Below are 18,672 nucleotides of genomic sequence, written 5' to 3' on the forward strand. Positions count from 1 at the left end.
GCCTGTTAATTAAAGGAGGAAAATGGAAAGGTATTCCCCGCCACAGATTTTTTGCACTGGCTTTCAGGCATGGTCAGCCTGATAACAAAGACGGGGAAATAAACATAGTGTACTGGCAATCCTGATACATATTGTCATTTACATTAACACGGTCACTGTTCTTTTTAGCGGAGTATCAATGATGACACGAGATATTAATATATTTAATCGATGGAGAATTTCAGCGCTGTCAGATGACAGAGCTCTTACCAGTTCATGCCACCAGGTACATAGTGTTTTCTGTCTAACCTTTTCCATCCTGATTACCCTTGGTGTTTTAGCCATTGTAAAACATCTCTGCTCAGGTAATAACATTCAAAAAAGAATGTGCTGGTAATGGAAAAAATCCTTTTTTTTTACATTTGCAACAAGTGTCAAGAAATCAAACGCCTTACTTGCTTCAGCCAAAATGCTTTAATGCCTTATTAATTCGTTAAGAAAAAAAATAAATTTTATAAAAATCATGGTAATGAGACAACGTAATGAAATTAACCCTCCCTGTCGTATTGCAGAAAACCGCTGGTGTTCTATATCCTGCGATTCCGACGAGGATGCAGGTCCACCCCATTACAAAACATGATGCACATTGCATGGGATATTTTTTCATAGACATTTACCTCTGTCAGAATCACTAAAAATTCATCAGGTGACGTGGAAATTAACAAGGAATATCTACAATGTTAAGCGTTGAACAATGCGAAAAGATTCTCGATATTGATCACGTCAATTTCGAGAGCATTTTAGTCGTAGATTGTCAGATCAATGTACTAAATATCCCCTGTAAAAAACTCATCATTCCTTTGAGTGAAACACAAAAAAGACTACTCAGCTGCCTGTTAAGAAAGATAAATAACAAAAGAGATCTTATTAATATTGTCTGGTATGAAAACCATCAATGCATTCGTGACAACAACTACCATCAACTTATATTTCAACTTCGGGCACTTCTTCAGAGACATCAACTTCCCGGTGACATATTGATAACCATCCCTTATTACGGATTAAAAATCAATGAACCATTACTCAGAAAAATATCCAGTGAAGCCGCTTGCCACGAGCGGCATGAAGTCACTCAGGAAAAAGTCCCGTTAAAAACAGAAAAAACCAGCTGGCCCTCCCTGCGAAAATGGTTATTAAATGCTATCCGTTAATTATTTTTGATTAATTCCATCTGCATGATGACCGAAAAAATTAGCCCGGCGGTTAACTTTATTTTTCGCCGAATGATGACGCCTGTCCGGCTGAAAGTGACCGGCGTGATATTACCTGTCGCGGCGTTTACTGCCGCGTTTAATGATCCGATACCTGCGCTGCCAGTGCCGCAATATCAGGCAATCAATACAGTCCAGGCATTAACACCACAGCGCTATGCAGCGCTGAGTGCGCTGCGCTGGTTTACCGCACCTGAGCAGCTTAGCGCGCCAGAGGACGGCGAACCTGTTGACGCGGTGCTGCTGCAGGCGCCGCCAAGCACCCTGCCGTTTGTCATAAGCGGGCTGCTGAGCAACAGCCAGCCCTCACTCTCCATGGCGGTGTTGCAGGCCGGGAGTCAGCAGGTCATCGTGACGAAAGGCAACACGCTGCCGTCAACGGATGCTGTCGTGGTACGTATTTTCCCCGACCGCGTGGTGATTAGGCATCAGGGGCGCTATGAATCCCTGTTCATTAAATAAGCGGGTTTACCAAGGAATCTTTATGAAGTTCATCGTCCCCGGCTATTGCCTCACAGGCATCAGCCCGCTGTTTTACTTACTGATTAGCCTGCTGTTTTCTCACACAGCGCAGGCAGAAGGTTACCAGGCAAACTTCCAGAATACCGATATTGACGCGTTTATCACCACCGTTAGCAAGGCGCTGAATAAAACCGTAATTATCGATCCGGCGGTGAAAGGAAAAATCAGCGTGCGCAGCTATGAAACGCTGACCGCGCCGCAGTATTACCAGTTCTTCCTCAGCGTGCTCGACGTGTACGGTTTTGCCGCTATCAGCATGGAAAATGGCGTGGTAAAGGTCATCCCGGCGAAAAATGCAAAAAGTGCAGCGATACCGTTTATCTCCGGTGACAGTCAGGCCAGCGGTGATGAAATGGTGACCCGCGTGGTGAAACTGCACTATGTCACAGCGAAAGATCTGGCGCCGCTGCTGCGCCAGCTTAACGATGCGGCGGCAGGCAGCGTGGTGCATTACGACCCTGCCAATGTACTGCTGATGACGGGCAGAGCCGCCGTTGTCCAGCAGCTGGTATCGATGGTTGAAAGCATCGATCGGCCGCAGGATAACACCATTGATAACGTGAAACTTCAGTGGGCCTCCGCAGCTCAGATCGCCGACATTCTCAATCAACTCGCCGGTGAACACCGATTTAGCGAGGGTAACAAAACCTACGCCAGAGCGGTGGCAGACCCACGGACAAATGCCGTGTTAATCACCGGAGAAGCGCTGGCGCGCCAGCGGATGATCGAGGCCGCACACAATCTGGATACCCGAAATGACAGCCACAGCCACTCGCGGGTGTTCTACCTGCAACATGCCAAGGCTGAAAACCTGCTGGAAGTGTTAAGCGGGGTTGGCAGTTCTTTGCAGGATAAGGGGGAAGGAAAAACCAGCAATGCCGTCAGCGTAATGAAAGATATTGTCGTCAAGGCGGATGCGTACACCAATGCGTTGATCATCAACGCTCCGCCTGACGTGATGGGCGATCTGGCGGAGATTATCCAGCGGCTGGATATCAGCCGTCCGCAGGTCCAGGTAGAGGCGATTATCGTGGAAGTGCAGGACGCTGACGGTCTGGCGCTGGGGGTACAGTGGTTTAATACCCGTGGAGGCGGCACACAGTTCCCCGCCACGGATACGCCCGTCAGTACGCTGCCGGGCAGCAGTTTCGCTGAAGCGATAAGTAAAACTAACGGGCTGACCGCCGGATTTTATCGCGGCAACTGGGCTGGATTATTCAGCGCTCTGCAAACAAATGGTCAGAATAATATCCTCGCCACCCCCAGCATCGTGACGCTGGACAACACGGAGGCGGAATTCACCGTCGGCCAGGATGTGCCCATCCTTACCGGTTCACAAACCACCACGGGCGATGGCGTATTCAACGCGGTGGCGCGGAAAAGTGTCGGCATCAAGCTGAAGGTCAAGCCGCAGATCAATACCGGAGACTCGGTACTGATGGAAATTGAACAGGAGGTTTCCAGCGTGGCGGAGCAGAGCAACGGGGATCCGCTCGGCGCGACCTTTAATACCCGTCTGGTGAAAAACGCCGTGCTGGTCGACAGCGGCAGCACGGTGGTGGTCGGCGGGCTGCTTGACACCTCGCACAATCGTGCCGAGAGCAGAGTCCCGCTGCTGGGCAGTATTCCCCTGATTGGCCGGCTGTTTCGCTACAGCTCCGATAAGCAGAGCAAGCGTAATCTGATGCTGTTTATCCGCCCGACGATCATCCGTCAGCAGCAGGGATTTGACCGCGCCAGTAACGATAAACGGGATAAGTTCCGCTCACACCTTGATGAAGCTGGCGAGGATCGGCCGCTAAAGCAGGCGCTGAAAGCCCAGCTGCAAACTCAGACAAGTAACCACGCACTGCTACAGATGCAGCGTGATATCACTGCTTTTTATCGGGGTGAGTGATGGATCAGCCCCTGTTACCCTTTCACTGGGTGCAGCAATATCAGGTACTGCTGCTGCCCGATGCAACGATCTGCTTTCACCGCGCCAGCCCGCTATCGGCGATCGTCGAAGCCCGGCGTTATCTGCCACAAAGTACGCTGCTGTCCCTCAGCGAAGCGCAGTTCAGGCACAGGGTGGCCGAGGTGTACCAGCAAAACAGCGCCTCCGCCGGGCTGTTTGAATCACTGGGCAGTGAATTCGACCTCGACGACCTGGTGGATCATCTGCCGCAGGATAGCGATCTGCTGGACAGCGAGGATGGTGCCCCGGTGATCCGTCTGATCAATGCCATTCTCACCGAGGCGATCAGGATGGGGGCGTCCGATATTCATATCGAACCCTTTGAAAAAACAGTGTCGGTACGTTTTCGCATTGACGGCATGCTGCGCCCGATTTTATCTCCCCCGGTTCAGCTCAGTCGCTATCTGCTGTCACGAATTAAAGTGATGGCGCGGCTGGATATTGCGGAAAAACGTGTGCCGCAGGACGGACGTATTTCACTGCGTCTCGGCGGCAGAAATATTGATGTGCGCGTCTCTACCCTGCCTGCTCAGCACGGCGAGCGCATTGTGCTGCGCGTGCTGGATAAAAACGGCCTGGCGCTGAATTTCACCGATATCGGTATGGCGTCTCATGTTCAGCAGGGTATGGCACGCCTGCTGAGTCATCCACACGGCATTTTACTGGTCACCGGCCCTACCGGTTCGGGTAAAAGCACCACGCTGTACGCCGGTCTGAAGCTGATTCATGGCGATGACAAGAACATTATGACCATCGAAGACCCGGTCGAGTACGAGCTGGAGGGCATCGGCCAGACACAGGTGAACAATAAAGTCGGTATGACCTTTGCCCGTGGGCTGCGCGCCATTCTGCGGCAGGACCCGGATGTGGTGATGATTGGTGAAATTCGCGACAGTGAAACGGCGCAGATTGCGGTTCAGGCTTCGCTGACCGGCCACCTGGTGCTGTCCACCCTGCACACCAACAGCGCCTTTGGTGCTATTGAACGCCTGCGCGATATGGGCGTAGAACCCTTTTTGCTTGCCAGCTCGCTTATGGGTGTCCTTTCCCAGCGTCTGGTACGCCGCCTGTGTGATGCCTGCCGCCAGCCGGCTGCCGCCACGCCTGCCGAGTTAAGACATTTTTCCCCCCGCTTATCCGTGGCCCGACTGTGGCGCGCGGTCGGCTGCGAACAGTGCCACCACAGCGGTTACCGCGGGCGTACCGGGATCCACGAACTGCTCACTATTGACGACAGGTTGCGCCAGGCGATAAGCGATCCTCAGCGCGAACAGCCGCTCAGCAAACTGGTGGCAGAGGATTACCTGACTCTGCATCAGCACGGATTACAGAAAGTCCTCGAGGGCATGACCACGCTGGAAGAGATCCTGCGGGTAACACGGGAGGGCGGCTGAGATGCTTTTTCGCTATCAGGCCAGTAATCGTCAGGGAGAGCGGCTCAAAGGTGAGATTGAAGCCGACAGCCCGCTACAGGCGCGCCAGCGTCTGCGCGAGCAGCAGCTACAGCCGCTCTCCTTGCAGCTAATGGGGTCGGGTCAGGGACGATTTTTCCGGCGACGGCCGCTGTCTGCGGCGGAATGTACGCTGCTGACGCGACAGCTGGCTACGCTGGTCAGCGCCGCGCTACCGCTGGAACAGGCCCTGCTGGCGCTGGAAAATCAAACCACCCGGCCCGCAGGCCGCACCATGCTGCACGCCATCCGCCAGAAAGTGCTGGAAGGTGCTGCGCTGGCTGATGCGGTGGCTCTGTGGCCTGCCATTTTCCCGCCGCTGTACCAGGCGATGATTGCCGCCGGGGAAACCTCCGGCAGGCTCGGCAGCGTGCTGGAACAGCTGGCCGACTACAGCGAGAAAACGCAGAACATAAAAAGCAAACTGACCCAGGCCCTGATCTATCCGCTGCTGCTGACGCTGGTCGCCCTGGGGGTGATCGCCCTGCTGCTGCTGACCGTGGTGCCTACCGTCGTCGAACAGTTCGTCCATATGAAACAGGTGCTGCCGCTCTCTACCCGCCTGCTGATGAGCATCAGCGACAAGGTACGTCTTTGCGCACTTCCGCTGCTGCTGGTACTGCTGCTGGCAGCGGCCTGCGCTCATAAATTACTGCAACAGCCAGCATACCGCCTGCGCTGGCACCGGGCGAAACTGCGTCTGCCGGTCGCGGGTCGCATCGTGCTCGATCTCAATCTGGCGCGTTACGCGCGCACCCTGAGCATCCTCAGCAACAGCGCGGTGCCCCTCCTTGAGGGGATGCATATTGGCGCCACGGTGCTGAGCAATCAGTTTATTCGCCAGCAGCTGCAACACGCCGCTGAACGGGTACGCGAAGGCAGCAGCCTCACGCTGGCGCTGGAGCAGACGCAGCTGCTGTCACCGATGATGCGCCATATGATCGCCAGCGGCGAAAGCAGCGGCGAAATTGACAGTATGTTAACGCGCAGCGCGGATATTCAGGACAACGCGTTTATCAGCCAGATGACGCTGGCGGTCAGCCTGTTTGAACCGCTGGTGGTGATCGTCATGGCGGCAGTGGTGCTGTTTATCGTACTGGCGATTCTGCAACCGATTCTACAACTTAACAATCTGACAGGGTAAATCATTATGGAACAATACATTACCGTGAATCGCTCACATCAACGCGGCTTTACCTTACTCGAAATGATGGTGGTTATCGTCATCCTTGGCATCCTCGCCAGCCTGGTGATCCCCAGCCTGATGGGTAACAAAGATCGCGCCGAGCGGCAAAAAGCGATTAGCGATATCGTCACGCTGGAAAATGCTCTGGATATGTACCGACTGGATAACAACCGCTACCCGACCAGCGAACAGGGATTACGGGCGCTGGTACTGAAACCGACGCAGGCCCCGGTGCCGCGCAATTACCGCAGTGATGGCTATATTCGCCGCCTGCCGCAGGACCCCTGGGGTAACGACTACCAGTTGATCAGCCCGGGAACACAGAGCAGCATCGATATTTTTTCCGCAGGCCCCGACGGTGTGCCAGGTAACAGCGACGATATTACCAACTGGCAGTCTGGCAGCGATACGCACTGATGTCGCGCGAGGCCGGATTTACCCTGCTGGAAATGATGCTGGTACTGGTGCTGATGGGCATCACGGCGCTGGCCGTCATCGCCACATTACCCCACGCCAGCACCCGTCAGCAGGCAGAAAAACTGCTGATAATGGTACGTCATGCGGCGGCTCAGCCCCTGCTGGACGGCGGTGTTATGCGGCTGAAAATCAGTGAACGCCAGGTCAGACTCGCTCGCCTGGCTCCGGGCAGCACTGGCCCTGATACGCCGTTTACCGGCTATCACTGGCAGGGGCTGAGTAACCGCCTGGCGCAGCTGGACCTGCCGGAGGGCATGCAGTTAAGTGCGTGGGTACGTGGCAGAGTGCAGCCCCTGCCCGCCACACTGCTGTTTGTACCCGACGGCAGCCAGCCCGGTTTTACCCTGCGCGTCAGCGGTGCCGGCATGACGGCCAGCGAAATCGTCAGCCGGGACGGTGAAACCCTGCTGATGGAGGCACCGTGAAGCAGCAGCGGGGTATGACACTGCTGGAGGTCATGGTGGCGTTGGCGCTGCTGGCGATTGCCGGTCTTGCGCTGATCGACAGCAGCAGCGAACAGGTGCGTAACCTTTCCCGCCTGGAACAAAAACAGGTGGCTTATCTGGTCGCGGATAATAAGCTGACACGGTTGCAGCTTCAGCAACGCTGGCCGCCACAAAGCTGGCAGCATGGCAGCAGTCTGATGGCACGGCAGCGCTGGTACTGGCGCTGGCGCGGTGCCAGCACCAGCGATCCCGCCATCCGCATGCTGGAGATCGAGGTATACCGCGATCCCTCGCGTCGCGACACGCTGGCGACGCTGCACAGCTGGCAGGTGAAACCCTGATGCAACAGCAGCGCGGTTTTACACTGATTGAAATGATGCTGACGCTGGCGATCTTTGCCCTGCTGAGTCTGTCAGGCTACTCGCTGTTACAGGGCATGATGCGTAACGGCGAGCAGACCCGTCAGCATGTTACCCGGCTGGAGGAGACCGGTCGTCTGTTCGCCCTGCTGGAACGCGACCTGGCGCAGGCAATGATCCCGGCCCGGAACCCGATGATGGCGGCGGTACACCCGGCATTTCTCAGCGACATGCCACCGACCGTGTTGCAGTTCACCCGACGCAACGGCACGTTGCCCGCAGAAGCCGGGCACCGATCCTCGTTACAGCGGGTACGCTGGCGGCTGGAAGACGACATCCTGCTGCGTGAGCTCCCGGATGACAACGAGATCACCGCACGCTTTCACGCCATTGATCGGCTGACGCTACGCTACTGGTCAGCTGGCGGCTGGCGCGATAGCTGGCCTGCCGCGTTTACCCTGCCGCAGGCGATAGAGGTGACGCTGCACACCGCCGATAAGGGTGAACTGGTGAAGGTTATTCTGCTGAGCGGGGGCCAGTAATGTTACAGCGACAACGCGGTATGGCGCTGCTGGTGATCCTGCTGATTATCGCCATGATGACGCTGCTGATCGCCACCAGCACGCAGTATGCCAGGCAGGCACTGACGCTGACTGACAGCAGCCAGGCAATGCTGCAGGTAAAGTGGGATCTGCTGGGCGCCGAGCGCTGGTTTCTCGCCACGCAGCCGCTGGACAGGCCCGCTGATGTGGTACATCAACGCCAGTTCGGCAGCCAGCCGCTGCGCTTTGCGCTGCGCGATCGCCAGGCCTGTTTCAATCTGAATGCCCTGTTACCGCAAAGCGCGCCTGACGCGGAAGGCCGGGTGACGCCTTCCGTTGCCCGCCAGGTGTTCCTGCACATGCTGGAGAACCTTGATCTGCCCGCTGCTCAGGCTAACACCCTGATGCAGCAGATGATCGCCGTGGGCAAACCGGATCCTGGGGTAAATCAGTGGCGACTGTTTGATGAAATCAGCCAGCTGCGCGTCCTGCCTGCCGTCACGCCCGATCTGTGGCGGCGGTTACAGCCGCTGCTGTGCGTAACCCCGGAAACCCGGCTGGCGATCAATGTCAACGGCCTGAAGCCGGAGCAGATGCCGTTATTCAGCGCACTGTTTGCCGGGCAGCTCTCTTCCTTTCAGCTGAGAGAAATGCTGGCTGCGCGCCCCGCTGCTGGCTGGGTGGACAGCGGTGAAATGGTGAAAAACATCAGCCATCAGGCGCTCGAACCCGCGCTGCCCACTCTGCAAAGCATCGTGGTCACCCACAGTCGCTATTTCGAGCTGCTGATCCGGGGCGACCATCCGACAATTTTCAGCGCCCTGCGCAGCCGTGTTGAGCGGCAGGATAGCGGCTATCGGGTTAGCGCCCGCCTGTACGGACTCAGTGAGTAAGATAAATGGTCAGATTCTCGCGTAAGCAACACGGATTGTTATGTTTCTATTTCAGTGGACACGGGCGCAGCCAGCTGTGCTGGCGCTATGTCAGCGCAACAGGTGAACAGCGGCAGGGTACTGAATTGAGCGCTATTCCGGCTGTTCCTGGCGACAGGAGATGGCTGGCCATTCCCGCTGAGCGCTGCCTGTTTTACCACCTCAACGGCGTTAAGATCCCCCGGCAGGCGCTGCGCTGGCAGCTGGAAGACGTGGCGCTGGGCGACATCGGGTCGCTGCATATCACCACGCTGGCAAAAGAGGCGCAGCAGCAGCATCTGGTCGCTGTCGACAGCGGCTGGCTGAGCTCCGCGCTGGCGAGTCTCGCAGCCAGCGGCTTTGCGGTGGAGTATGCGCTACCGGATGTTCTGCTGCTACCTGTCGGCCATGCCGCGCTGCTGGGGGAACAGTGGCTGGCGCGCACGCTGCCGTATGCCGGGCTGAGCCTGCCGGTTGCCGACCTGCCGCTGCTGCAAACCCACGATGCCTCACTGGCCGGTTTACCTCAGGTGGAATGGACGGCAATCGCGCTAAAAAAACCACCCTTTCCTTCTCTGCTGCACGGTAAGTTCGCCCCCTCTGTCGCCTGGGGTAACAGTCTACACCGGCTGGCGGCAGGGCTGCTGCTGTCTGCTGCTGCCCTGGTACTGGTGCCCTTGTGGCAGGGCTGGCAGCTGCAACGCGCCAGCGATCGGCTCAGTGAGCAGACGTTGCAGCACTATCACTCTTTTTTTCCGGGGCAGCCCCCCGCAGACCCGCCAGCGGCTTTCCTTCACCAGCTGCACCAGCGGGAATCCTTCCCGGCAAACACGGGGCTGCTGTCGCTGATGGCTGACTCTCAGGCGCTGCTGGTCGGTCTGAATGCCCTCCCACTGCAAACCCTGGAGTGGAATGCCGGGCATCAGCAGCTGCGCTTGCAGTTCTCAACCCCGATACCGGCAGAGCGTCTGCGGGCAGAAATCCCCGGTATTCAGCTTATTCGCCAGGGGCCGGACAGCATAACCATAGGCAGGAAACCATGAAACAAAGCGAGCATCATTTCTGGCACAGCCGGCAGCGGCGCGAAAAGATATTGCTGGTACTGTGTCTGATCGTCATGCTGACGGCTCTCCTGGGCTACGCGCGCTATTTCGCTGTTGCCTGGCAGCAGCAGGCGGCCGGACAACTGCAGCGACGCCAGCAGGCCTGGCAACAGATGCAGCAGTTGGAAGAACGCATGAAAATGACGTGGCCGGAGATTCCCGACGACCGGACGTTGCAGCGCATGACCGGCCTGCCGCTGCGGCACACTCCGGACGGAGTGCTGATAGCTGAGCCGGCAATCGTGCAGTTTCAACCTTTGCTTAACGCCATGATAGCGCTTGAGCAGCACTACCGCTTGCAGGCCTACCGACTGAGGCTGGAACAGGATGACACTACGCTGCGGCTTACCTGCCTGGAACTGCGCAACGATCGCTGACAGGGCTTATTCGCCGGGTGGCTATCCTTCATTTTTCAGGCAGCACAGGCGGATTAAGAGACCCTTTTTACGCCTTACTGGCAGTAACAAAAGCATTTTAAGCGGCAATAAGTCACGCCCTTCCTCTGTTTTTTCTTAGACTGCACCTGCCTGTCTCCACTGAAACGGACGGGCACTTACCACCTGTTATTTAATGAATTTTTGTAATTATGGAAGATTTTAAATGATGAAATTCAATAAGGTAGCGCTGACAGTTTCCTCTCTGTTAGTCAGCAGTGGCGTCTTCGCCCATGGTTATCTCACCGAACCGCTGTCGCGTGACTATATGTGCCAGAAAGGCATCAATACCCAGTGCGGTAATGCGCAATATGAACCGCAAAGCGTGGGCGAATCGCCGAAGGGTTATCCAAAAGCGAACCTGCCGCCAGAGGGCTTACTGGTCAGCGGCAATGGGCCGTCGAAATATATCGGCGTGAAGCTGAATGAACAGACCAGCGATCGCTGGGCAAAAAATAAAATGCACGCGGGTGAGAACACCTTCTCATGGCACTTTACCGCCGTACACGCCACCCAGAACTGGAAGTACTACATCACGAAACAGGACTGGGATCCGAACATGCCGCTGACCCGCGCCTCTTTTGAGTCAGAACCCTTCTGCCAGGTCGATGGCAAAGAAACTGTCCCGCCGGTCAACATCACGCATACCTGCCAGGTCCCTGAGCGCAGCGGCTATCAGGTGATTTACGCCAACTGGGAAATATCCAATACCGGGAACACCTTCTATAAGGTGATTGATGCCGAATTTGAAGATGCCGCGCCTTCCGAATGGAATAAAAGTATCGGTTATATTTCGCCTAAGCTGACGTTAAAAGCGGGCGATAGTGTGAAAACCCGCGTTTTTGGGCCGGATGAACGCCCGGAGCTGAGTACCACACTGGCTATCAACAGCGACAGCGAAGGGGATATCAACGTCTGGTCGAAAGCGCTGGCAACAAAGATCAACGCTGAGCAGCCGGAACTGCATGCCGGTCTGAAAAATAACAAGGGTGAGGTTAATCCGGTAGAGGGGATGAATACTCTCTACACCCGCTCTGGCAGCGGACTGACCCGCGTTGAGATTGAGCTGGATACGCAACAGCAGGAGCTGCCCACCATGACGGTCAGCGGACTGGAGAAAAATTACACTATCGTCAATGGTATGGCACCTGTCAGCATCAATGTGACCACCACCGGCAGCATGGTGGTCAACGCCAAGCTGTTCGACGCGTCGCAGACGCTGGTTGGATTCGGCAGCAAGCTGATTGAAGATGTGACGGACAAAATTGAGCTAGAAGCGACGCATATGAAAGCAGGAAAACACCGGCTGGTGGTGGTGGGGATCACCAAAGACCAGAAAACCTTGCAGCAGTCGTTTGATATTCAGCTTAATGAAAACACCGGCGGTGCAGATTATCAGTACACCTACCCGGATCGCCTGAAGCAATATGCCGGTGGTACCCGCGTGTTGCAGCCGAAAAATGGCAAGGTGTATGAGTGTAATAAAGGCCCAACCAGCGGCTGGTGTACGATTTACAGCACAGGGGCAAATCAGTATGAGCCGGGTGTAGGCGGCTTCTGGCAGGATGCCTGGAGCGAAACCGGAACGACCCGCTAAGTCTTCATGTTGACGTCCATGTAGCATAAATCCCTTACCGGGTAATACCAGTCAGTTAAGTCTGACTGGTATTTTCCCCTCGTCATCAGTTCCGATCCCCTCTTACTGATTGAGATACCCGCCATTACGTTTAACCGCCGCCGGATCAAAGTGCGGCGCGGCGCGTAAAACGCAATAAAACATAGCTGAAAATATGGCAACAGGATGCCGTCAGGCAACTGCTTCATTTAGGCTACACAGCAGGAATATTCACGCATGACACCGGGATGGAAACCATGAAAAAAAGAGTGAATCATGGCGGGCACTCACGCCAGCCACAGACATATTTGCAGCAACCGCTGGCGGAGTTGACCCATGCCAGATGAAGCCGCCTACTGGTTCCTGCTGGCCTGCGCCGGGCTGGCAGCAGGCAGCCTGCTAAATGTGGTTATCCTGCGTCTGCCGCTGATGGTGCGCGGGGAAGCGCCGCCGGGCTTTAACCTCTGGCTACCGGCCTCCCACTGCCCGCAGTGTAAACACAGGCTACGCTGGCAGGACAATATTCCGCTGTTCAGCTGGCTGTGTCTGCACGGTCGCTGCTTTCACTGCCGCCAGCGTATCCCGTGGCGCTACCCGCTCACTGAAGGTGTCACCCTGTTACTGACGCTGCTGGCTGGGGTGCTTTTCCCCGCCGGCACCCTGCTGCTGGCCGTATTGCTGTTTAGCTGGATAGTGCTGGCGCTGGGAGTGATTGATGCGCAGCATCAGCTGCTGCCCGATGCGCTAACGCTACTGCTGTTATGGCTTGGGCTACTGGTGACGCTGGCTGGCTGGAAGCCTGGCGTTGACCTGCATGACAGCGTGGCAGGCGCCATCGCTGGCTATCTGGTCCTGGCGCTGCTGGCACACGGGTACCGGCTGTGCCGGGGCAAAGAAGCCCTGGGGATGGGGGATGCCAAGCTGCTGGCCGCCTGTGGTGCCTGGCTCGGCTGGCAACCGCTGCCCCATGTGCTGCTGATCGCCTCGCTGAGCGGCATCTTCTGGGCACTGCTGACGCGTGTTTTTTACCGCCGCCCGCTGCAGAAACCGCTGCCGTTTGGTCCTTTTCTCGCCGCCGCCGCCTGGCTGTTGCTGATCTCAGCCAGCCTTCAGACGTCCTGACGCGAATAGTTGATAAACTCTGAAGCTGACCGGTTCAGCACCGCACACTTTTCGGCGACAGTTGGCGTATCAGCGTCCAGCGCACGGGTGCGTTCACTCACCTGACGCGCCAGCTGCTGGCGGAACGCGGAGTCGGTCGGCCATCCGCGCTGTGCGGCAATCGCCAGCGCTTTCGACGTCAGTACGTCATCAGCGGGAATATCAGTACGGTTGCAATGCTGTCTTAGCCAGCTGGCGGAGGCTACCAGCGATGAGAGCTGGGAAAGCTGGGTTGGCACACCGGCAGGACGGGGAGCTCGCTGACAGCCGGTAAACATCAGTGCAGCAAGCAGTAAAGGAAACAGCGGGAGAATACGCATCTTGATCACCTGTTTTACAAAGCCGATGATTATACCGTTGCCTGCTCTTACCGCTGGCTAATTAAGAGCGAATAAGCGTATTTGGCCTTATTTCGCATACAAAAAAGGACGGGCAAGCCCGTCCTTTTTTTCCAGTACGCTTAATTAAGCCAGACGGCCATGGCACTGTTTGTATTTTTTACCGGAACCACACGGACAGAGATCGTTGCGGCCCACTTTACGCTCGCCGGTCTGTTCGGAGAGAGACTGCGCCGCTTCGGTGTCAGCATCCACGTGGCTCAGCTGTTGCTGCTGTGCCAGGTGTTCAGCTTCCTGACGACGCTGCTCTTCCATCTGCTCAATCTCTTCCGGCATACGCACCTGCACTTTGCTCAGGGTGCTGATCACTTCATACTTCAGTGACTCCAGCATCGCGGCAAACATCGCAAAGGACTCGCGCTTGTACTCCTGCTTAGGATCTTTCTGCGCGTAACCACGCAGGTGGATGCCCTGGCGCAGGTAATCCATGGCGGCAAGGTGCTCTTTCCACAGGGAGTCCAGCGTCTGCAGCATCACGCCTTTTTCGAAGTTGCGCATCATCTCCACGCCAACCACTTCTTCTTTGCGCTGATACTGCTGTTTCGCCTCATCCATAATGCGGTCACGCAGCGTTTCTTCATGCAGATCCGGCTCTTTATCCAGCCACTCTTTGATCGGCAGATTGAGGTCGAAATCGTTGCTCAGTCGCTCCTGCAGCCCTTCAACATCCCACATTTCTTCCAGCGACTGCGGCGGAATGTAGTTGTCGATAGTCGCTTTGAAAACGTCATCGCGAATGCTGGTGATGGTGTCTGACACGTCAGACACGTCGAGCAGTTCATTACGCTGTGTATAGATCGCACGGCGCTGGTCGCTGGCAACGTCATCGTATTCCAGCAGCTGCTTACGGATATCGAAGTTGCGGCTTTCCACTTTACGCTGCGCGTTTGCGATCGCTTTGGTCACCCAAGGGTGCTCAATCGCCTCGCCCGGTTTCATACCCAGTTTACGCATCATATTGGTAACGCGGTCCGAGGCGAAAATACGCATCAGCGCATCTTCCATCGACAGATAGAAACGGGATGAACCGTTATCGCCCTGACGGCCTGAACGGCCACGCAGCTGGTTATCAATACGGCGTGATTCATGACGCTCGGTACCAATGATGTGCAGACCGCCGGAAGCCAGCACCGCGTCGTGGCGAATTTTCCACGCGCTTTTGATCGACTCGATCTGCTCAGCGGTTGGCTCTTCAATAGCGGCAATTTCTGCCTGCCAGCTGCCGCCCAGCACGATATCGGTACCACGACCGGCCATGTTGGTGGCGATGGTCACCGCTGACGGCTGACCTGCCTGAGCCACGATGTCCGCTTCGCGGGCGTGGAATTTGGCGTTCAGCACTTCGTGTTTGATGCCGGCTTTATTCAGTTCATCGGATACCACTTCGGATTTTTCAATCGAGATAGTCCCGACCAGCACCGGCTGACCGTTAGCCGTACGCTCGCGGATATCTTCAATGATCGCACCGATCTTCTCCATTTCGGTCATGTAGACCAGATCCGGCAGATCTTTACGCACCATCGGACGGTTAGTTGGCACCACGATAGTGTCCAGCTTGTAGATTGAGCTGAATTCAAACGCTTCGGTATCGGCAGTACCGGTCATCCCGGCCAGCTTGTTATACAGGCGGAAGTAGTTCTGGAAGGTGATCGAGGCCAGCGTCTGGTTCTCGTTCTGAATTTCCACGCCCTCTTTCGCTTCCACCGCCTGGTGCAGACCATCAGACCAGCGACGGCCCTGCATGGTACGACCGGTGTGTTCATCAACGATGATAACCTCACCGTCTTTCACGATGTAGTCAACGTCACGGGTAAACAGCACGTGCGCACGCAGTGCCGCCGTCACGTGGTGCATCATCATGATGTTGCCCGGCGAATAGAGAGACTCACCCTCTGCCATAATCCCTTCGCTGACCATCAGTTCTTCAACCGCAACCAGGCCGCGTTCGGTCAGGTGAACCTGACGTGATTTCTCATCAACGGAGAAGTGGCCTTCACCCTGGAAGCTGTCGGAATCTTCTTTTTCCTGACGGATCAGGTTTGGAATGATTTTGTTAACCTGGATATACAGCTCAGAGCTGTCTTCCGCCGGTCCGGAGATAATCAGTGGGGTACGCGCTTCATCGATCAGAATGGAGTCAACCTCATCCACCAGCGCATAGTTCAGCTTGCGCTGTACGCGGTCTTCCGGGCTGAATGCCATGTTGTCGCGCAGGTAGTCAAAGCCGTATTCATTGTTGGTGCCGTAGGTGATATCGGCGGCATACGCGGCGCGCTTGGCCGGAGCCGGCATGCCCGGCAGGTTAATACCAATGCTTAAGCCGAGGAACTCAAACAGCGCACGGTTGTTTTCGGCGTCACGCTGGGCCAGGTAGTCATTGACGGTAACCACGTGAACGCCCTGCCCGCTCAGGGCATTAAGGTAGGCTGGCAGGGTTGCGGTCAGGGTTTTACCTTCACCGGTACGCATTTCCGCGATGCAGCGATCGTTCAGCACCATACCACCCAGCAGCTGCACGTCGAAGTGACGCATGCCGAACACACGTTTACTGGCTTCGCGCACGGTAGCAAAAGCTTCCGGGATCAGGCTTTCCAGCTCTTCACCCTTCTCCAGACGCGCACGGAACTCAACGGTTTTTGCTTTCAGCTCATCGTCAGACAGCTTTTCGAAATCAGGTTCCATCTTGTTGATGGCTTCAACAGATTTGCGCATGCGGCGCAGTGTGCGGTCATTACTGCTACCAAAAACTTTGGTTAATAATTTAGTTAACATAATAAATAATTTCTCTCTGCCACCGTCTGCAACGATGGACGCTTAATGTTTGATTTTATACAGACTGTCTTTTATGAATTAAGAGATGAGAACGGCCCGGCACGAATGCCCTGAACCTGAGCCAGCCACAGGCCGGTTTGATAACGCGGAGCGGCTTCAACCTGACGTTGTGCCGTATAACGAATAATAACCGGGGGTTTCGCCTCGTGAGTCAGCAAGGCATTCAGAGTGTCGAGCAGCGCCAGCTTGTGAGCCTGTAGCGGCTGTGCGGCTTCAGCCGCAGGCGAAACCGATGGCGTCAAAGTAAAGGACAGATGGCGAATCACCGTGCGAATCGCATGCTGATGCCAGTAGTCAACGCTGAAAGAGGATCGGCGGGCTGTGTCGAGCAGCGCCAGGCTGTCAAAGCGAGCTACGCTGCCAATATCCAGGCTTCGCGCAGAGGTTTCTGCTAAGGTAGTGCGATCGTGTGCTGACGCCTGCGGCAGGCCAAGACTCGCCGCGACCATCCCCAACAGGAGATGCGGCCAGAAATAGCGTCTGCCAAATTGTCGCCAACGATTTAGAATACCGATCACTGTGTTCCGCCGGAGCTTGTTATGCGAGATAGTCGCCCACAATCAATTGAAATTTTTTTCGATATGGCTCAGGACAAGAGCGTACTGCAAAACGTGCAGCAGCGTGCTATTGCTCTGAACAAGCTGAATCGCGCAGTGCAGGGGATTCTTCCCGCTCAGCTGCATCCCTGGTGCCGTGTGGCAAACTTCCGTCAGGGGATTCTGGTTATCGAAACGGCTAACGCCAGCTGGTTGATGCGCTTACGCTATGAACAATCCAGCCTGCTGTCAGCTTTGCGTGCGCAAATATTACCATCATTGACGTCAATCGACATCAGGATAAATCCGTCGCTGGCCGCAAAAGGTCAGGAATCTGTGCAAGAAAACAACACTCAGGCAAAAGACGCAGAGAAACCGCCGTTAAGACAGCTTAGTGAACACAGTGCAGAGATTTTACGAAGCGTCGCGAGCCAGAGCCCGGAAAAACTGAAGAAGATATTAGAACGACTGGCCTCGCTGGCCGGAGAGGGTACCAGCTCAACCAGTCGTAATAAGTAGGTTCAGGCTTACGCCAGAACCAGATTGGGTGCCTTGAATTTCACCGGGAGTGCAGCTTCGTCTTCAAACGTTGCCCATTCCCAGGCTTCCTGTTTCGCCAGAACAGCCTGTAACAGCTTGTTGTTCAGCGCATGACCGGATTTGAATGCGGTAAACGCACCAATAATGTTATGGCCACACATGTACAGGTCACCGATAGCATCCAGCATTTTGTGACGAACGAACTCGTCTTCAAAGCGCAGGCCATCTTCGTTCAACACCCGATAGTCATCGACTACGATGGCACAGTCAAAGCTGCCGCCGAGGCATAAGCCACGGGACTGCAATGCTTCGATGTCACGCATGAAGCCAAACGTACGTGCACGGCTAATCTGACGCGCAAAAGCATCGGCAGAGAAGTCCATGCTGTAGCGCTGAGAGCTTGAGTCGATTGCCGGATGGTTAAAATCAATGGTGAAGTCGAGAGTAAAACCATTATGCGGCGAAAGCTCAGCCCATTTGTCACCATCTTCAACCCGGACAGGCTGTTTGATGCGCACAAATTTCTTAGCGCTGTTCAGTTCTTCGATGCCTGCGTCCATCAGCAGATAGATAAAGGGTGCGGCGCTGCCATCCATAATAGGAATTTCAGGCGCGTTCACTTCCACCACGATATTATCAATACCAAGGCCCGCAAGGGCTGCGTTCAGGTGTTCAACTGTTGAAATACGTACGTCATGCTCGTTAACCAGGCAAGTACAGAGCATAGTATCACGCACGGATTTGGCATCAGCCGGGAAATCGACCGGTGGATTCAAGTCAGTGCGACGATAGATGACCCCGGTATTAGCCGACGCAGGGCGTAACGTCAGCGTGACTTTTTTGCCGGTATGTAAACCGACGCCAGTCGTCTGAACTATACGTTTTAGTGTCCGTTGTTTGATCATCACATTATCTCGCAAAAATTATCCGTCCGACCATCAGTTTACTCCAC

General features: G+C 55.6%; 19 protein-coding genes. 15 read left to right on the top strand and 4 right to left on the bottom strand.

From position 1 onward, the window contains the following. Nucleotides 1-716: 716 nt before the first annotated feature. The 14 genes from ABEH87_RS10505 to ABEH87_RS10570 all read left to right on the top strand — a co-directional run bounded on the left by ABEH87_RS10505 (nucleotide 717) and on the right by ABEH87_RS10570 (nucleotide 13,375). The gene (locus tag ABEH87_RS10505) at nucleotides 717-1,190 is read left to right on the top strand and encodes a hypothetical protein (protein ID WP_346576328.1); all 474 of its coding nucleotides are present in this window, start codon (nucleotides 717-719) and stop codon (nucleotides 1,188-1,190) included. Between the two features lie 24 nt (nucleotides 1,191-1,214). Then, nucleotides 1,215-1,712: a type II secretion system protein N gene (locus ABEH87_RS10510; RefSeq protein ID WP_346576329.1), complete on the top strand. Its 498-nt coding sequence runs from the start codon at nucleotides 1,215-1,217 to the stop codon at nucleotides 1,710-1,712. 22 nt (nucleotides 1,713-1,734) lie between these two features. After that, entirely contained in the window at nucleotides 1,735-3,669 is a 1,935-nt protein-coding gene (gspD, locus tag ABEH87_RS10515) for a type II secretion system secretin GspD (protein ID WP_346576330.1), read from the top strand. Beyond that, the gene (gspE, locus tag ABEH87_RS10520; RefSeq protein WP_346576331.1) at nucleotides 3,669-5,123 is read left to right on the top strand and encodes a type II secretion system ATPase GspE; all 1,455 of its coding nucleotides are present in this window, start codon (nucleotides 3,669-3,671) and stop codon (nucleotides 5,121-5,123) included. Before gspD ends, gspE begins: the two co-directional genes overlap by 1 nt. Before the next feature lies 1 nt (nucleotide 5,124). Then, a complete protein-coding gene (gspF, locus tag ABEH87_RS10525) occupies nucleotides 5,125-6,324 on the top strand; it encodes a type II secretion system inner membrane protein GspF (RefSeq protein WP_346576332.1) in 1,200 nt (399 codons plus the stop codon). A 24-nt stretch (nucleotides 6,325-6,348) separates the two neighbouring features. Beyond that, nucleotides 6,349-6,783, top strand: a complete 435-nt coding sequence (gene gspG, locus ABEH87_RS10530; RefSeq protein ID WP_346576690.1) for a type II secretion system major pseudopilin GspG — start codon at nucleotides 6,349-6,351, stop codon at nucleotides 6,781-6,783. Continuing rightward, nucleotides 6,783-7,268, top strand: a complete 486-nt coding sequence (locus ABEH87_RS10535; RefSeq protein ID WP_346576333.1) for a prepilin-type N-terminal cleavage/methylation domain-containing protein — start codon at nucleotides 6,783-6,785, stop codon at nucleotides 7,266-7,268. The genes gspG and ABEH87_RS10535 overlap by 1 nt, the downstream gene beginning before the upstream one ends. Beyond that, nucleotides 7,265-7,630, top strand: a complete 366-nt coding sequence (gene gspI / locus ABEH87_RS10540) for a type II secretion system minor pseudopilin GspI (RefSeq protein WP_346576334.1) — start codon at nucleotides 7,265-7,267, stop codon at nucleotides 7,628-7,630. The genes ABEH87_RS10535 and gspI overlap by 4 nt, the downstream gene beginning before the upstream one ends. Next, nucleotides 7,630-8,190 (top strand): type II secretion system minor pseudopilin GspJ, encoded by a 561-nt coding sequence (gene gspJ, locus ABEH87_RS10545; RefSeq protein WP_346576335.1) that lies wholly within the window; start codon nucleotides 7,630-7,632, stop codon nucleotides 8,188-8,190. Before gspI ends, gspJ begins: the two co-directional genes overlap by 1 nt. Beyond that, entirely contained in the window at nucleotides 8,190-9,083 is an 894-nt protein-coding gene (gene gspK / locus ABEH87_RS10550) for a type II secretion system minor pseudopilin GspK (RefSeq protein WP_346576336.1), read from the top strand. The genes gspJ and gspK overlap by 1 nt, the downstream gene beginning before the upstream one ends. A gap of 5 nt (nucleotides 9,084-9,088) precedes the next feature. Continuing rightward, the gene (gene gspL / locus ABEH87_RS10555; protein WP_346576337.1) at nucleotides 9,089-10,144 is read left to right on the top strand and encodes a type II secretion system protein GspL; all 1,056 of its coding nucleotides are present in this window, start codon (nucleotides 9,089-9,091) and stop codon (nucleotides 10,142-10,144) included. Beyond that, the gene (locus ABEH87_RS10560) at nucleotides 10,141-10,581 is read left to right on the top strand and encodes a type II secretion system protein (RefSeq protein ID WP_346576338.1); all 441 of its coding nucleotides are present in this window, start codon (nucleotides 10,141-10,143) and stop codon (nucleotides 10,579-10,581) included. Before gspL ends, ABEH87_RS10560 begins: the two co-directional genes overlap by 4 nt. 223 nt (nucleotides 10,582-10,804) lie before the next feature. Then, entirely contained in the window at nucleotides 10,805-12,235 is a 1,431-nt protein-coding gene (gene gbpA, locus ABEH87_RS10565) for an N-acetylglucosamine-binding protein GbpA (RefSeq protein ID WP_346576339.1), read from the top strand. 354 nt (nucleotides 12,236-12,589) lie between these two features. Continuing rightward, a complete protein-coding gene (locus tag ABEH87_RS10570) occupies nucleotides 12,590-13,375 on the top strand; it encodes an A24 family peptidase (RefSeq protein ID WP_346576340.1) in 786 nt (261 codons plus the stop codon). On the opposite strand, the gene gspS is transcribed toward ABEH87_RS10570, so the two are convergent. From gspS to secM, 3 genes are all read right to left on the bottom strand, one after another. Continuing rightward, nucleotides 13,363-13,734 carry a type II secretion system pilot lipoprotein GspS gene (gspS, locus tag ABEH87_RS10575; RefSeq protein ID WP_346576341.1) on the bottom strand — a complete coding sequence of 124 codons (372 nt, stop codon included), beginning with the start codon at nucleotides 13,732-13,734 and terminating at the stop codon, nucleotides 13,363-13,365. The genes ABEH87_RS10570 and gspS overlap by 13 nt on opposite strands. Nucleotides 13,735-13,878: 144 nt before the next feature. Continuing rightward, nucleotides 13,879-16,584, bottom strand: coding sequence for a preprotein translocase subunit SecA (gene secA / locus ABEH87_RS10580; protein ID WP_346576342.1), 2,706 nt, complete (start codon nucleotides 16,582-16,584; stop codon nucleotides 13,879-13,881). A gap of 71 nt (nucleotides 16,585-16,655) precedes the next feature. Further along, nucleotides 16,656-17,162, bottom strand: coding sequence for a secA translation cis-regulator SecM (gene secM / locus ABEH87_RS10585; RefSeq protein ID WP_346576343.1), 507 nt, complete (start codon nucleotides 17,160-17,162; stop codon nucleotides 16,656-16,658). A 21-nt stretch (nucleotides 17,163-17,183) separates the two neighbouring features. Between secM and ABEH87_RS10590 the strand changes: the two genes are divergently transcribed. Beyond that, nucleotides 17,184-17,699, top strand: a complete 516-nt coding sequence (locus tag ABEH87_RS10590) for a DciA family protein (protein ID WP_346576344.1) — start codon at nucleotides 17,184-17,186, stop codon at nucleotides 17,697-17,699. A gap of 8 nt (nucleotides 17,700-17,707) precedes the next feature. Here the strand turns inward: ABEH87_RS10590 and lpxC are convergent, their stop codons facing one another. After that, entirely contained in the window at nucleotides 17,708-18,625 is a 918-nt protein-coding gene (gene lpxC / locus ABEH87_RS10595) for a UDP-3-O-acyl-N-acetylglucosamine deacetylase (RefSeq protein WP_346576345.1), read from the bottom strand. Between the last annotated feature and the right edge of the window lie 47 nt (nucleotides 18,626-18,672).

Source organism: Erwinia sp. Eh17-17 (genome assembly GCF_039675725.1).
In the GTDB taxonomy this organism is placed as follows: domain Bacteria; phylum Pseudomonadota; class Gammaproteobacteria; order Enterobacterales; family Enterobacteriaceae; genus Erwinia.

Excerpts from the sequence above, each read along its gene's own strand:
- ABEH87_RS10505 (WP_346576328.1), top strand. The coding sequence starts at position 717 with ATGTTAAGCGTTGAACAATGCGAAAAGATTCTCGATATTGATCACGTC.
- ABEH87_RS10510 (WP_346576329.1), top strand. The coding sequence starts at position 1,215 with ATGATGACCGAAAAAATTAGCCCGGCGGTTAACTTTATTTTTCGCCGA.
- gspD (WP_346576330.1), top strand. The coding sequence starts at position 1,735 with ATGAAGTTCATCGTCCCCGGCTATTGCCTCACAGGCATCAGCCCGCTG.
- gspE (WP_346576331.1), top strand. The coding sequence starts at position 3,669 with ATGGATCAGCCCCTGTTACCCTTTCACTGGGTGCAGCAATATCAGGTA.
- gspF (WP_346576332.1), top strand. The coding sequence starts at position 5,125 with ATGCTTTTTCGCTATCAGGCCAGTAATCGTCAGGGAGAGCGGCTCAAA.
- ABEH87_RS10535 (WP_346576333.1), top strand. The coding sequence starts at position 6,783 with ATGTCGCGCGAGGCCGGATTTACCCTGCTGGAAATGATGCTGGTACTG.
- gspJ (WP_346576335.1), top strand. The coding sequence starts at position 7,630 with ATGCAACAGCAGCGCGGTTTTACACTGATTGAAATGATGCTGACGCTG.
- gspK (WP_346576336.1), top strand. The coding sequence starts at position 8,190 with ATGTTACAGCGACAACGCGGTATGGCGCTGCTGGTGATCCTGCTGATT.
- gspL (WP_346576337.1), top strand. The coding sequence starts at position 9,089 with ATGGTCAGATTCTCGCGTAAGCAACACGGATTGTTATGTTTCTATTTC.
- ABEH87_RS10560 (WP_346576338.1), top strand. The coding sequence starts at position 10,141 with ATGAAACAAAGCGAGCATCATTTCTGGCACAGCCGGCAGCGGCGCGAA.
- gbpA (WP_346576339.1), top strand. The coding sequence starts at position 10,805 with ATGATGAAATTCAATAAGGTAGCGCTGACAGTTTCCTCTCTGTTAGTC.
- ABEH87_RS10570 (WP_346576340.1), top strand. The coding sequence starts at position 12,590 with ATGCCAGATGAAGCCGCCTACTGGTTCCTGCTGGCCTGCGCCGGGCTG.
- gspS (WP_346576341.1), bottom strand. The coding sequence starts at position 13,734 with ATGCGTATTCTCCCGCTGTTTCCTTTACTGCTTGCTGCACTGATGTTT.
- secA (WP_346576342.1), bottom strand. The coding sequence starts at position 16,584 with ATGTTAACTAAATTATTAACCAAAGTTTTTGGTAGCAGTAATGACCGC.
- ABEH87_RS10590 (WP_346576344.1), top strand. The coding sequence starts at position 17,184 with ATGCGAGATAGTCGCCCACAATCAATTGAAATTTTTTTCGATATGGCT.
- lpxC (WP_346576345.1), bottom strand. The coding sequence starts at position 18,625 with ATGATCAAACAACGGACACTAAAACGTATAGTTCAGACGACTGGCGTC.